10 protein-coding genes are annotated in these 14,583 nt (G+C 71.7%); 8 read left to right on the top strand and 2 right to left on the bottom strand.

Annotation, left to right across the window (positions count from 1 at the left end; genetic code table 11):
* The first annotated feature begins 40 nt into the window (after positions 1–40).
* Positions 41–1,243 (top strand): signal recognition particle-docking protein FtsY, encoded by a 1,203-nt coding sequence (gene ftsY / locus SRB17_RS36980; RefSeq protein WP_153545274.1) that lies wholly within the window; start codon positions 41–43, stop codon positions 1,241–1,243.
* Positions 1,244–1,404: 161 nt separating this feature from the next.
* Here the strand turns inward: ftsY and SRB17_RS36975 are convergent, their stop codons facing one another.
* The gene (locus tag SRB17_RS36975) at positions 1,405–2,067 is read right to left on the bottom strand and encodes a bifunctional DNA primase/polymerase (protein ID WP_153545272.1); all 663 of its coding nucleotides are present in this window, start codon (positions 2,065–2,067) and stop codon (positions 1,405–1,407) included.
* A gap of 457 nt (positions 2,068–2,524) precedes the next feature.
* Between SRB17_RS36975 and SRB17_RS36970 the strand changes: the two genes are divergently transcribed.
* From SRB17_RS36970 to ftsH, 6 genes are all read left to right on the top strand, one after another.
* Complete coding sequence (locus SRB17_RS36970) at positions 2,525–4,003, top strand: hypothetical protein (protein WP_323376965.1); 1,479 nt, start codon at positions 2,525–2,527, stop codon at positions 4,001–4,003.
* 345 nt (positions 4,004–4,348) lie between these two features.
* A complete protein-coding gene (locus tag SRB17_RS36965; protein WP_153545268.1) occupies positions 4,349–5,692 on the top strand; it encodes an ammonium transporter in 1,344 nt (447 codons plus the stop codon).
* Positions 5,689–6,027 (top strand): P-II family nitrogen regulator, encoded by a 339-nt coding sequence (locus SRB17_RS36960; protein ID WP_039656487.1) that lies wholly within the window; start codon positions 5,689–5,691, stop codon positions 6,025–6,027. Before SRB17_RS36965 ends, SRB17_RS36960 begins: the two co-directional genes overlap by 4 nt.
* A gap of 29 nt (positions 6,028–6,056) precedes the next feature.
* On the top strand, positions 6,057–8,501 hold the full coding sequence (locus tag SRB17_RS36955; protein ID WP_323376963.1) for a [protein-PII] uridylyltransferase: 2,445 nt from the start codon (positions 6,057–6,059) through the stop codon (positions 8,499–8,501).
* Positions 8,502–8,624: 123 nt separating this feature from the next.
* The gene (gene ffh / locus SRB17_RS36950; protein ID WP_323376961.1) at positions 8,625–10,175 is read left to right on the top strand and encodes a signal recognition particle protein; all 1,551 of its coding nucleotides are present in this window, start codon (positions 8,625–8,627) and stop codon (positions 10,173–10,175) included.
* 92 nt (positions 10,176–10,267) lie between these two features.
* Complete coding sequence (ftsH, locus tag SRB17_RS36945; protein WP_153545264.1) at positions 10,268–12,208, top strand: ATP-dependent zinc metalloprotease FtsH; 1,941 nt, start codon at positions 10,268–10,270, stop codon at positions 12,206–12,208.
* Between the two features lie 156 nt (positions 12,209–12,364).
* Here ftsH and SRB17_RS46885 read toward each other — a convergent pair whose 3' ends face one another.
* Positions 12,365–13,360, bottom strand: a complete 996-nt coding sequence (locus SRB17_RS46885; protein WP_228396487.1) for an SAM-dependent methyltransferase — start codon at positions 13,358–13,360, stop codon at positions 12,365–12,367.
* A gap of 625 nt (positions 13,361–13,985) precedes the next feature.
* Between SRB17_RS46885 and SRB17_RS36930 the strand changes: the two genes are divergently transcribed.
* A complete protein-coding gene (locus SRB17_RS36930) occupies positions 13,986–14,582 on the top strand; it encodes a hypothetical protein (RefSeq protein WP_076091312.1) in 597 nt (198 codons plus the stop codon).
* The last annotated feature ends 1 nt before the right edge of the window (position 14,583 follow it).

Genomic DNA, 14,583 nt, shown 5'->3' with positions numbered 1-14,583 from the left:
CAGGCTCCGGCGGCAACCCATGGCTGATACTGGAGCCGTTATGGAAACCGTCATCCTTGCTGTAGTCATCGCCGTCGTCGTGATCGTGGCGCTCGGCGGGCTGGTGGTGGGCACCCGGCGCAAGAAGCCGCTGCCTCCGCCGCCCCCGAAGGCGCCCGACATCACCGCGCCCCCGGCCGAGCCGCACGTCGGCGAAGAGGCCGAGACACCGCGCGAAGAACCGCGCCGGACCATCGAGGAGGTGGATCTCCCCGGCGGCCCCGCACCGGTCGTCGTGGAGGAGCCTCCGTCCATCGAGGCTCCCGAGATCGAGATCCCGGAGCCCACCGCGGGCCGGCTGATCCGGCTGCGCGCCCGCCTGTCCCGCTCCCAGACCGCCCTCGGCAAGGGACTGCTCACGCTGCTCTCGCGCGAGCACCTGGACGACGACACCTGGGAGGAGATCGAGGACACGCTGCTCACCGCCGACGTCGGTGTGCAACCGACCCAGGAACTGGTCGAGAGCCTGCGCGAGCGCGTGAAGGTGCTCGGCACCCGCACCCCCGAGGACCTGCGCGGCCTGCTGCGCGAGGAGCTGCTCAAGGTCGTCGGCACGGACTTCGACCGCACGGTCAAGACCGAGCCCGCGGACCGCAAGCCCGGCATCGTGATGGTCGTCGGCGTCAACGGCACCGGCAAGACCACCACCACCGGCAAGCTCGCGCGCGTCCTGGTCGCCGACGGCCGCACGGTCGTCCTGGGCGCCGCCGACACCTTCCGCGCCGCCGCCGCCGACCAGCTGCAGACCTGGGGCGAGCGGGTCGGCGCCTACACCGTGCGCGGCCCGGAGGCCGGCGACCCCGCCTCCGTCGCCTTCGACGCGGTCAAGGAAGGCAAGGAGATGGGGGTCGACGTCGTCCTCATCGACACCGCCGGCCGCCTGCACACGAAGACCGGCCTCATGGACGAGCTCGGCAAGGTCAAGCGGGTCGTGGAGAAGCACGCGCCGCTCGACGAGGTGCTGCTCGTCCTCGACGCCACCACCGGCCAGAACGGCCTGGTGCAGGCCCGCGTCTTCGCGGAGGTCGTGGACATCACCGGCATCGTGCTGACCAAGCTGGACGGTACGGCCAAGGGCGGCATCGTCGTCGCGGTCCAGCGCGAGCTGGGCGTGCCGGTCAAGCTGGTCGGACTCGGCGAGGGCGCGGACGATCTGGCGCCGTTCGAGCCGGAGGCGTTCGTGGACGCGCTGATCGGTGACTGAGGGCCGCTGACCGAGATTGCTATGTGTGAAGAAGCGCCCGCCCCAAGGTGCAGTTGGGTCGGGCGCCGGCCTTTTTGCGCCTGAACCGGCGCCGCTCTCGCGGATGTGGTTGCTCGCCGTCGTGGTGACTCAATCGATGGTTGCTGTGCCTGGGCGGTGGATCAGGCCCGTGCCCGCGACCGATGCGCAACGTACGCCAGCGTCCCCAGCAGCAGCCGGGCCGCCGGAGGCCGGGTGGCCGAGTCCAGCGCGGGCGGGCGCAGCCAGCGCACCGGGCCCAGGCCGCCCCGGTCGGAGGGCGGCGCGGTGATGTGCGCACCGGGGCCGAGGCCCCGCAGGTCCAGAGCCGAGGGGTCGTCCCAGCCCATGCGGTAGAGCAGCCGGGGGAGGTCGGCGGCGGCGCCGGGCGCGACGAAGAAATGGGCGCGGCCGTCCGGGGTCGCGGTCACCGGACCGAGGGGGAGACCCATCCGCTCCAGGCGGGCCAGGGCGCGGCGGCCGGCGGCCTCGGAGACCTCGACGACGTCGAACGCCCGGCCCACCGGGAGCATCACCGCGGAGCCCGGGAACTCCGACCAGGCCTTGCTCACCTCGTCCAGCGTGGCCCCGGCCGGTACCTGGGGCGCGAAGTCCAGCGGATGCGCGCCCGGTGCCGTACAGTCGGCGCGTCCGCACGAGCACGCGCCCGCCGCGGCCCGCGCCCCCGGCACCACGTCCCAGCCCCACAGCCCGGTGAACTCGGCGACGGCGGTGCACTCCGACGAACGGCCGCGCCGGCGCGTGCCGGAGCGGATCTCGCGAATGCCGCCGATCGTGAAGCCCATGCCCCCTCCAACGGGTCCAGCGCGCCGGTGGTTACGACACGGAACGAGACGGAAGCGGAACGTAACGCTACGGCTCCGCCTCCCCCGGTCGATGCCAGGCCAAGGCGTCGCCTTGAGGTGCAAGGGGTGGCGCATCGAGGTGCTCGCGCCCCCCTGTGCATCACTCCGCCCACTTCCGGCCGTCCTATGTCAAGTGAATCGCGTACGGGCGACCGTGAGTTCATTCGAAGGGGTGGCGAATGGTGGCGTTTCCGGGATCCCCGTGGCTGAGCGGGTGATCGTAGGATTACTGTGAGTGTGCGAGTCCGAGCGGCATATGCATGGATGGGTATGCCGGAGGCGAGTCGTCAGCTCGTTCGAAGGGTGAGAACCGGCGGACAAGGGGCCGTATTTACCGGCATTCTGATAAGGCTTGGCGCACTCGACGACAAGTGGTCTCAGGGATGGGGGCGTTCCAGTGAGCGGCAACGGCGGTAGCGGAGCGAACGCTGACAGGCGCCCCAATGAGCTGCTCGGCTCGTGGTTCGTGCGCAGTGGCTGGTCCAAGGGCGAGCTGGCCCGCCAAGTCAACCGCCGGGCTCGCCAGTTGGGTGCCAACCACATCTCCACCGACACCTCGCGCGTGCGCCGCTGGCTGGACGGGGAGAACCCGCGCGAGCCGATCCCGCGCATCCTCTCGGAGCTGTTCTCCGAGCGCTTCGGCTGTGTGGTCTCCATCGAGGACCTCGGCCTGCGCGCCGCCCGCCAGACACCCTCCGCGTCCGGCGTCGACCTGCCCTGGACGGCCCCGCAGACGGTCGCCCTGCTCGGCGAGTTCTCGCGCAGCGACCTGATGCTGGCCCGGCGCGGCTTCCTCGGCACCTCCCTCGCGCTGTCCGCCGGCCCCTCCCTCATCGAGCCCATGCAGCGCTGGCTCGTCCCGGGCCCCACCGCGCCGGTCGCCGTCGAGCCCGAGCCCCTCCTCGACTCCCGCAGGCCCGGCCGGCTGTCCAAGCCGGAGCTGGACCTGCTGGAGTCCACCACCCGGATGTTCCGGCAGTGGGACGCCCAGTGCGGCGGCGGTCTGCGCCGCAAGGCGGTCGTCGGGCAGCTGCACGAGGTCACCGACCTGCTCCAGGAACCCCAGCCCGAGGCCACCACCCGCAAGCTCTTCAAGGTCGCCGCCGAACTGGCCGAACTGGCCGGCTGGATGTCGTACGACGTGGGGCTCCAGCCCACCGCGCAGAAGTACTTCGTCCTCGCCCTGCACGCGGCCAAGGAGGCCGGCGACAAGCCGCTCGGCTCGTACATCCTCTCCAGCATGAGCCGCCAGATGATCCATCTCGGCCGGCCCGACGACGCCCTGGAGCTGATCCACCTCGCCCAGTACGGCAGCCGCGACTGCGCGAGCCCGCGCACCCAGTCCATGCTGTATGCGATGGAGGCCCGCGCCTACGCCAACATGGGCCAGCCCGGCAAGACCAAGCGCGCGGTCCGCATGGCCGAGGACACCTTCGCCGAGGCCGACGAGTGGGACGAGCCGGACCCCGACTGGATCCGCTTCTTCTCCGAGGCCGAGCTGTACGGCGAGAACTCCCACTCCTTCCGCGACCTCGCCTACGTCGCCGGACGCAGCCCCACCTACGCCTCCCTCGCCGAGCCGCTGATGCGCAAGGCGGTGGAGAAGTTCGCCCAGGACAGCGAGCACCAGCGGTCGTACGCGCTGAACCTGATCGGCATGGCCACCGTGTACCTGCTCCAGCGCGAGCCCGAGCGGAGCGCCACCCATGCCGCCCAGGCCATGGAGATCGCCAAGAAAGTCCGCTCCGAGCGTGTGAACACTCGTATTCGAAAGACGGTCGACACGGCCGTACGCGACTACGGCGACCTCGCCGCCGTCGTCGGCCTCACCGATCAGCTCGCCGTCGACCTGCCGGAGACCGCCGAAGCGGTATGACCCACCCGGCTCCCCTGCCCCGGCCGCGGCCGGTCCTCCCGAACTGCCCGACTCGGCTCCCCCACGCCAGGTCATCGGAGAGGCCCGCCGCGGCCGGCCTGTGTGTACCCCGAGGGTCCGCCGAAGCAGGTTGCGCCACGATAACGATCGGCGCGGCCGAGATCCGGCAGTTCATGGACGTGTAACACGCCAGGCGCCTTCGTCACCCCGGCGAAACAACCAGGGGCTTCCATCGAAACCGCGCTGCGTCAATCTCGTGGCGCATAACCGGCCCACACCCCACGACCCGCCGGACCGCTCAGGCACCGCCCGCACGGGGCCGCACCAACCGACGAGGAGACGCCGATGGCACCAGCCATCACGCTTGCCGCGGAGGCACCCAAGCTGTCGTCCGCGAACACAGGCTTCATGCTCATTGCTTCCGCCCTGGTGCTGATCATGACGCCGGGTCTCGCCTTCTTCTACGGAGGCATGGTCCGCGTCAAGAGCACCCTGAACATGCTCATGATGAGCTTTATCAGCATGGGCATCGTCACCATTCTGTGGGTGCTCTACGGCTTCTCCCTCGCCTTCGGCACGAACAACGGCCTCATCGGCTGGGACTCCGACTGGTTCGGCCTCCGCAAGATCGGTCTGACCGAGCTCTGGCCCGGGTACACCATCCCGATCTTCGTGTTCATGGTCTTCCAGATGATGTTCGCGATCATTACGCCGGCCCTGATAAGCGGCGCCCTCGCGGACCGCGTCAAGTTCTCGGCCTGGTCGCTCTTCATCGCCCTGTGGCTCACGCTCGTGTACGTCCCGGTCGCGCACTGGGTGTGGGGCGCGGACGGCTGGGCCTACAAGCTCGGCGTGATCGACTTCGCGGGTGGTACGGCGGTCCACATCAACGCGGGTGCGGCGGCGCTCGGTGTCATCCTCGTCATCGGCAAGCGCGTCGGCTTCAAGAAGGACCCGATGCGCCCGCACAGCCTCCCGCTGGTCATGCTCGGTGCCGGTCTGCTCTGGTTCGGCTGGTTCGGCTTCAACGCGGGCTCGTGGCTCGGCAACGACGACGGCGTCGGCGCGCTGATGTTCGTCAACACGCAGGTCGCGACGGCCGCGGCCATGCTGGCCTGGCTCGCCTACGAGAAGATCCGGCACGGCGCGTTCACCACGCTGGGCGCCGCCTCCGGCGCGGTCGCCGGTCTGGTCGCGATCACCCCGTCCGGCGGCGCGGTCTCCCCGCTCGGCGCGATCTGCGTCGGCGCCATCGCCGGTGTCGCCTGCGCCGCGGCCGTGGGCCTGAAGTTCAAGTTCGGGTACGACGACTCCCTCGACGTGGTCGGCGTCCACATGGTCGGCGGCATCATCGGCTCCCTGCTGATCGGCTTCTTCGCCACCGGCAAGGGCCAGTCCACCGCGACCGGCGTCTTCTACGGCCCCCACACGTTCACCCAGCTGTGGAAGCAGTGCGCCGGTGTCGGCGCGGTCCTCGCCTACTCGCTGATCGTCTCCGCCGTCCTCGCCTTCCTGCTCGACAAGACGATCGGCATGCGGGTCACCGAGGACGAGGAGATCTCCGGCATCGACCAGGCCGAGCACGCCGAGACCGCCTACGACTTCAGCGGCACCGGCGGCGGTGTCATCGGCTCCACCGCCCACGCCCCCGCCCTGGCCGCCACGCAGACCAAGAAGGTGGACGCATGAAGCTCATCACCGCCGTCGTCAAGCCCCACCGGCTGGACGAGATCAAGGAGGCCCTGCAGGCCTTCGGCGTCCACGGTCTGACGGTCACCGAGGCCAGCGGTTACGGTCGTCAGCGGGGACACACCGAGGTCTACCGCGGTGCCGAGTACACCGTCGACCTGGTCCCCAAGATCCGCATAGAGGTGCTGGCCGAGGACGACGACGCCGAGCAGCTGATCGAGGTCGTCGTCAAGGCCGCCCGCACCGGCAAGATCGGTGACGGCAAGGTCTGGTCGCTGCCGGTCGAGACGGCCGTACGGGTCCGCACCGGCGAGCGCGGCCCGGACGCGCTCTGACCGATATCTCCGAGAACGGGAGTCACTGGGTGACGGGTACGGACATGCGGACCGAAGCAGAGGACTCGGGACCCAGCGGCTACGCGGCGGCCCGGCTGCGCCTCCTCACCGAGGGGGCGCGGTCCGGGCCGCCGCGCCGTGCCGCCCTCGCCGAACTGACCGACGACTGGCTCGCCGGACTGTTCACGGCGGCCGCCGAAGGGCTCCCGGGGGCCTCCCTGGTCGCCGTCGGCGGCTACGGCCGCGGCGAGCTGTCCCCGCGCAGCGACCTGGACCTGCTCCTGCTGCACGACGGCAGTGACCCCAAGGCCGTCGCCGCCGTCGCCGACCGCCTCTGGTATCCCATCTGGGACCTCGGTCTCGCCCTCGACCACTCCGTGCGCACCCCCGCGGAGGCCCGCAAGACCGCCGGGGAGGATTTGAAAGTCCAACTCGGCCTCCTGGACGCCCGCCATCTCGCCGGCGACCTCGGACTCACCGCCGGCCTGCGCACCGCCGTCCTCGCCGACTGGCGCAACCAGGCCCCCAAACGCCTCCCCGAGCTGCAAGAACTCTGTGCTGAACGCGCCGAACGCCAGGGGGAGCTGCAGTACCTGCTGGAGCCGGACCTCAAGGAGGCCCGCGGAGGGCTTCGGGACGCCACCGCGCTGCGCGCCGTCGCCGCCTCCTGGCTCGCCGACGCCCCGCGCGAGGGCCTCGCGGACGCGCGCCGGCGCCTGCTCGACGTACGGGACGCGCTGCATCTGGCGACGGGCCGCGCCACCGACCGGCTCGCGCTCCAGGAGCAGGACCAGGTGGCGGCCGAGCTGGGGCTGCTGGACGCGGACACGCTGCTGCGGCAGGTCTACGAGGCGGCGCGGGTCATCTCGTACGCCAGTGACGTCACCTGGCGCGAGGTGGGGCGCGTGCTGCGCTCGCGCGCCGTACGGCCCCGCCTGCGCGCCATGCTCGGCGGCGGCAAGCCCGTCGCCGAGCGCTCCCCGCTCGCCGAGGGCGTGGTGGAGCAGGACGGCGAGGTGGTGCTCGCCCGCGCCGCACGCCCCGAACGCGACCCCGTGCTCCCCTTGCGCGCCGCGGCCGCCGCCGCACAGGCCGGCCTCCCGCTCTCCCTGCACGCCGTACGGCGCATGGCCGCCACCGTGCGCCCCCTGCCCACGCCCTGGCCCGCGGAGGCCCGTGAGCAGCTGGTCACCCTGCTCGGCTCCGGCCGCCCGACCGTCGACGTCTGGGAAGCCCTGGAGGCGGAGGGCCTGATCAGCCGCCTGCTGCCGGACTGGGAACGGGTCCGCTGCCGCCCGCAGCGCAACGCCGTCCATGTGTGGACGGTCGACCGGCACCTGATCGAGACGGCCGTCCGCGCCTCCGAACTGACCCGCCGCGTCAGCCGCCCCGACCTGCTCCTGGTCGCCGCCCTGCTGCACGACATCGGAAAGGGCTGGCCCGGCGACCACTCGGTGGCCGGCGAGATCATCGCCAAGGACGTCGCGGCGCGGATCGGCTTCGACCGCGCGGACGTGGCCGTGCTGTCCGCGCTGGTCCGCCACCACCTGCTGCTGATCGAGACGGCCACCCGCCGCGACCTCGACGACCCGGTCACCGTCCGCGCGGTCGCCGAGGCGGTCGGCACCCAGAGCACCCTGGAGCTGCTGCACGCCCTGACCGAGGCCGACGCGCTCGCCACCGGCCCCGCGGCCTGGTCCTCCTGGCGCGGCTCCCTCGTCGCCGACCTGGTCCGGCGGGTATCCGCCGTGCTCGCCGGCGACGCCCCCGACGAACCGGAGCCCGCCGCGCCCACGGCCGAGCAGGAGCGGCTGGCCATCGAGGCGTACCGCACGGGCGGCCCGGTCCTCGCGCTGCGCGCCCAGACGGAACCGGTCCCGGAGCAGGAGTCCGCCCAGGAACCCCTCGGTGTCGAGCTGCTCATCGCCGTACCCGACCAGCCCGCCGTCCTGCCCGCCGTCGCCGGGGTCCTCGCCGTGCACCGGCTCACGGTTCGCACGGCCGAGCTGCGCGCCCTGCGCCTGCCCGACGACGTCGACGACGGCTCGGTGCTGCTGCTCAACTGGCGGGTGGCCGCCGAGTACGGCTCGCTGCCGCAGGCCACCCGGCTGCGCGCCGACCTCGTCCGCGCCCTGGACGGCACCCTGGACATCGCCGGCCGCCTCGCCGAACGGGACGCGGCCTATCCCCGCCGGCGCGGCTGGGTGGCCCCGCCACCGAGGGTGACCGTCGCTCCGGCGGCCTCCCACCACGCCACGGTGATCGAGGTCCGCGCACAGGACGCCCCGGGCCTGCTGTACCGGATCGGGATGGCCCTGGAGAAGGCGGGGGTGCGGGTGCGGAGCATGCACGTGTCGACGCTGGGCTCCAACGCGGTGGATGCGTTCTATGTCACGACCGGCGCGGGGCAGCCGCTGCCGGGAGAGGACGCCGGGTCGCTGGCGCGGGTGCTGGAGGAGACGCTGCGGGCGTGACCCGGGGGGCGCGTGGGGCGTCCCCGTGCGCCGGACACACCGGGCGGGGACGAATTGCTTGCCCGGCCGGATACCCTGGAGGGCAGCCCGAACCGTCTCCGACTCCCGAGGACCGACGCCACCGTGTTCGATACCCTCTCCGACCGCCTCAGCGCGACTTTCAAGAATCTCCGCGGCAAGGGGCGCCTCAGCGAGGCGGACATCGACGCCACGGCGCGCGAGATCCGTATCGCGCTCCTCGAAGCGGACGTCGCCCTGCCTGTCGTCCGGACCTTCATCAAGAACGTCAAGGAACGGGCACTGGGCGCCGAGGTCTCGCGCGCGCTGAACCCCGCCCAGCAGGTCCTGAAGATCGTCAACGACGAGCTCGTCACCATCCTCGGCGGCGAGACCCGGCGCCTGCGCTTCGCCAAGCAGCCGCCCACCGTGATCATGCTGGCGGGTCTGCAGGGTGCCGGTAAGACCACCCTCGCGGGCAAGCTCGCCAAGTGGCTCAAGGAGCAGGGCCACTCGCCGCTGCTGGTCGCCGCCGACCTCCAGCGCCCGAACGCCGTCAACCAGCTGAGCGTCGTCGCCGAGCGCGCCGGTGTCGCCGTCTACGCGCCCGAGCCGGGCAACGGCGTCGGCGACCCGGTCAAGGTCGCCAAGGACTCCATCGACTTCGCGAAGTCCAAGGTCCACGACATCGTGATCGTGGACACCGCCGGCCGCCTCGGTATCGACGCCGAGATGATGCAGCAGGCCGCGGACATCCGGGACGCCGTCTCCCCGGACGAGATCCTGTTCGTCGTCGACGCGATGATCGGTCAGGACGCCGTCAACACCGCCGAGGCCTTCCGCGACGGCGTCGGCTTCGACGGTGTGGTGCTCTCCAAGCTCGACGGCGACGCCCGCGGTGGTGCCGCCCTGTCGATCCGGCAGATCACCGGCAAGCCGATCATGTTCGCGTCGAACGGCGAGAAGCTGGACGACTTCGACGCATTCCACCCGGACCGGATGGCCTCCCGCATCCTCGACCTGGGTGACCTGCTCACCCTGATCGAGCAGGCGGAGAAGACCTTCAGCCAGGAAGAGGCCGCCAAGATGGCCTCGAAGCTGGCGTCCAAGAAGGGCCAGGACTTCACCCTGGACGACTTCCTGGCCCAGATGGAACAGGTCCGGAAGATGGGCAGCATCAGCAAGCTGCTCGGCATGCTCCCGGGCATGGGCCAGATCAAGGACCAGATCAACAACATCGACGAGCGGGACGTCGACCGCACCGCCGCGATCATCAAGTCGATGACCCCGGGCGAGCGCCAGGACCCGACGATCATCAACGGCTCCCGCCGCGCCCGTATCGCCAGGGGCTCCGGTGTCGAGGTGAGCGCGGTGAAGAACCTGGTCGAGCGGTTCTTCGAGGCCCGCAAGATGATGTCCCGCATGGCGCAGGGCGGCGGCATGCCGGGCATGCCGGGGATCCCGGGCATGGGCGGCGGCCCCGGCCGGCAGAAGAAGCAGACGAAGAAGGCCAAGGGCAAGCAGCGCTCCGGCAACCCGATGAAGCGCAAGCAGCAGGAACTGGAGGAGGCCCAGCGCCGCGAGGCCGCCGCACAGGGCGGGAACGCCTTCGGGCTGCCGCAGCAGGGCGGCCAGGACTTCGAGCTGCCGGACGAGTTCAAGAAGTTCATGGGCTGAGTTCCCCTCGTAGGACACCGAGGGCGCCCCCCGGCCGAAGGGGGGCGCCCTCAGCGCATGCCGAGGTCCGCCGTATGCCTTAACGTCCAGATATGAGCGATGCGGCGCCACCACGCAAGACGCCTGATCAGCCGTGGCGCACCGAGGGCACCCCCGACGAATCGCCCCGGCGGCCCGGTGGCGGACGGATCCGCGGCGGAAAGTGGTGGGGACTGCTCGTCACCGCGGTGATCGTCTTCCTGCTGGCCTATGTCGGACTGAACTATCTCGGCCAGGGCAACCAGCCGACCATCTCGTACACGGAGTTCAGCCGGCAGGTCGCCGCCGGCAACGTCGCCAAGATCTACTCCAAGGGCGACGCGATCCAGGGCCAGCTCAAAAGCGCGCGGGCCAACCCCGAGGGCGGCGGGAAGTACACCAGGTTCAAGACACAGCGCCCGGCCTTCGCGAACGACAGGCTCTGGCAGAACCTGACCAGCCACGGGGTGACGGTGACCGCGCGGCCGGTCGTGCAGGAGCGCAGCCTCCTGGCCAACGTGCTGATGTCCCTGATCCCGATCGCGGTCCTGGTCGTGGTGTGGATCTTCTTCGCGCGGCGGCTCGGCGGGGCCCTGCCCGGCGCGGGTGGCCTGTTCGGCCGCCGGGCGCCGCCCAAACCGGTCGGGCTGCAGCCGGGCACGGAGCGCACGACCTTCGCCGACGTGGCCGGCATCGACGAGGTCAAGGGCGAGTTGGACGACGTCGTCGACTTCCTGGAGCACCCCGACGTCTACCGCAGGATGGGCGCGAAGCTGCCTCGCGGTGTGCTGCTCGCGGGTCCGCCCGGCACCGGCAAGACGCTGCTCGCACGCGCGGTCGCGGGCGAGGCCGGCGTGCCCTTCTTCTCCGCCTCGGCGTCCGAGTTCATCGAGATGATCGTCGGCGTCGGCGCGTCCCGCGTCCGCGAACTGTTCGCCGAGGCCCGGAAGGTGGCGCCCTCGATCATCTTCATCGACGAGATCGACACCATCGGCCGGGCGCGCGCCGGCGGTGCCTCGATGGGCGGGCACGACGAGCGCGAGCAGACGCTGAACCAGATCCTCACGGAGATGGACGGCTTCTCCGGCTCGGAGGGTGTGATCGTCATCGCCGCGACCAACCGCGCGGACATCCTGGATCCGGCCCTCACCCGTCCCGGCCGCTTCGACCGGGTGGTCAACGTGGCCCCGCCGGACCGCGGCGGCCGTGAGGCGATCCTGCGCATCCACACCCGGGAGATCCCGCTCGCGCCCGACGTCGACCTGGCCCAGCTGGCCCGTGTCACCCCGGGCATGACGGGCGCGGACCTGGCCAATCTCGCCAACGAGGGCGCACTGCTCGCGGTGAAGCGCAAGCAGGAGCAGGTGACCGCCTCGGACATGTCCGAGGCGCTGGAAAAGGTCCAGCTGGGGGCCGAGCGCACCCTGGTGATGCCCGAGGAGGACCGCCGGCGCACCGCGTACCACGAGAGCGGCCACGCCCTCCTGGGCATGCTGCAGCCCGGCGCCGACCCGGTCCGCAAGATCACCATCGTGCCGCGTGGCCGGGCACTCGGGGTGACCATGTCCACGCCCGAGGTGGAGCGGTACGCCCACTCGGAGGACTATCTGCGCGGCCGCATCATCGGCGCCCTGGGCGGGATGGCGGCGGAGGACGTCGTCTACGGAGTGGTCACCACGGGTGCGGAGAACGACCTCGAACAGGTCACCAACATCGCGCGCGGGATGGTGGCCCGCTGGGGGATGAGCGAGCGGGTCGGCCGCCTGTCCGCCCTCCCGAGCGACGCCCAGCAGGCCTACGGCCTCTCCGCCGCCCCGCAGACCCTCGACGTGATCGACACCGAGATGCGGCGGATCGTGGACGGCTGCTACGAGGAGGCGTGCCGCAAACTCCGCGACCACCGCGGCCAGTTGGACGCCCTCGCCCAGGCGCTGCTGGAGAACGAGACGCTTGAGGAGGCGGACGCGTACCGGATCGCCGGGATCACCCGCCTGACCAAGGAGAGCGACTCCTAGGCCGGTCCTGTCGTCGAACTCCCGTCGTCCGCCCGGAGGGCGTGCCTCGCGCCCGCCGCGGCGAGTGCGGGCACCTCCCGGCCGGAGGCTGGGGGAGTGCGCATGGCGTCGCGGGGCTGGGGGAGTTCGACAGTTCGACGACAGGGCCGAGTGCACCTAGGGCACGCGCGCGACCAGGTAGCGGAAGACGTTCGGCATCCACACCGTCCCGTCCGGGCGCCGGTAGGGGTGCAGGGCCTCCGTCAGCTCCTTGTCGACCTGCTTGGCGTCCGTCGCCGCGATCGCCGCGTCGAACAGACCGGTCGACAGCAGGCCCCGTACGGCGCTGTCGACGTCGGCGTACCCGAACGGGCAGGCCACCCGCCCCGAGCCGTCCGGCTTCAGCCCCGCCCGCTGGGCGACCTCCTCCAGGTCGTCCCGCCGGGCGGGCCGCCAGCTGCGCGCGCTGCGCAGGGGATCGGCCAGTTTCGTCGCCACCCGCAGCACCGAGGAGGTGGCGCAGCGCTCCGGCGGGCCCCAGCCGGCCAGCACCACGGCGGCCCCGCGCGCGGCCAGCGGCAGCGCGTCGGCCAGCAGCTCACCGAGCCCCTCGGAGTCGCCCGCGAGGCACCCGATCGGCTCGAAGACGGTCACCAGGGTGTACGGGGCCGTCTTCGCGCCGGCCGCGTCGACGGGTGAGCCCGCGACGAGTTCCACGGCGGCACGCGCGCGTGTACGGCCGCTCGTGCCGCACCCCGTGCCCTCGCGACGCACACCGGGCTCGGCGGATCCGGCGCCGCGATGTGTTCCGGGGACGCCGCGCTCGGCGTCGTCGGTGCCCTGCGTCCCGGCCCGACCGGGACGGTCACCGCCACCCCCGCGCGCATCGCGCCCGCCGGGCACACCCGGCCCGCCACGGCTCCCCCCGTGCTCCGCTTGCTCCCCGGGCAGGCCGAAGACGCCTCCGGCGGCGCCGCGCCGGGCGTCCGGCAGCAGGCGTTCGCGGGCGAGGGCGAGCCGCTCGGGCGAGACGGCGTCGACACCGGTCACTTCGGCGCCTCTGCCGGCCGCCAGCAGCAGCGCGAGCCCGGCGCCGCAGCGCAGGCCCAGCAGCCGGGTGGCGGGGCCCACTTCGAGTCGTTCGTAGACGGCTTCGTAGAGCGGCACCAGCATCCGCTCCTGGATCTCGGACCAGTCACGCGCGCGTGCGCACAGGCCCACGCGGGGTGCGGACTCCGCGTGAGGCACGTGCTGCCGCACGAGCGTAGGTGTCATGGATAAGCGCCCCAATCCGCCGAGAGTTCACCGCTGTGCCCGGTTGCGTGGCCCCCGTGCCGTGCGCGCGTACTTCCCACGTATGCCAGGTAACTCCCGGCTCGCTGCCCCGTCCAGGGGTCGTGGGGCCCTGCTTGGGGTGCGGGCGCGGGTGTGGCGAGATTTCACATCCCGGCAACCTGGATGGCCGTACGGTGTCCGCTCCGGGGGTACCGGCCGGTGCCGGGGGGTCGGACGGCGCGGGGTAACGTCACGCGCGTCACGGACGCTGACCGGAGTGAGGCCTCACGACGAGAGCGGCCGAAAGGTCTCTTGCGCAACCGCCGCCGACACTCGTACCGGGGTCTACATGCGGGGTCGTAGCGCGGACTACGCACCAGCTTGGTAGGAGCTGTGAAGCTTCTCCGCAGATCAGCGCACCCGCCCTCGTCCGGACGCATCAGCGGCAACTGACGGGTACGTGCAAATTATTTGGGATGCCCCGGAATAGGAACACATTCGAGTCCCCGCTCGTTGTCATTACGTGAGCACGACACAGACACCACCTGTTCTCGCCGCAGAGCTGGCGCAGGCGTGGGCCGACATTCAGCGGTACCACCCCGAGCTGCCGGACCTCGCCGCGCCAGAATCCCTGATCGGAGAGTCGTCGTCCGCCTGCGGACACGAGCTCTCCTTCGAGCGACTGCTCCATGAGGCAGTCCACGGCATCGCCGCCGCCCGTGGGATCCGCGACACCTCCCGCGCCGGCCGCTACCACAACCGCCGTTTCCTCGCGATCGCCGAGGAACTGGGCCTCGACCACCCCGAGGAGCCGCACCCGAGCAGCGGTTTCTCGCTGGTCACGCTGAACCCCGAGGCCAAGCGGCGCTACCGCCCGACCATCGAGCGGCTGCAACGCGCGCTGAAGGCCCACACGGCGGCGACCTCCTCGGACACCACCCGCACCTTCCGCGGCCCGGCCGCCCGGCACGGCTCCTCCGGCGGCGGTGTCCGGGTCAAGGCGGTCTGCGACTGCGGCCGCAACGTCCGCGTGGTCCCCTCGGTCCTCGCCCAGGCCCCCATCGTCTGCGGCGGCTGCGGCAAGCCGTTCCGGATCCCGGAGGTCGCGGGGGCGGCGTAAC

This window comes from Streptomyces sp. RB17, from assembly GCF_009604455.1.
Classification (GTDB): domain Bacteria; phylum Actinomycetota; class Actinomycetes; order Streptomycetales; family Streptomycetaceae; genus Streptomyces.
The sequence above is the reverse complement of the archived record's forward strand: the minus strand, read 5'-3'. Positions and strand labels throughout refer to the sequence as shown.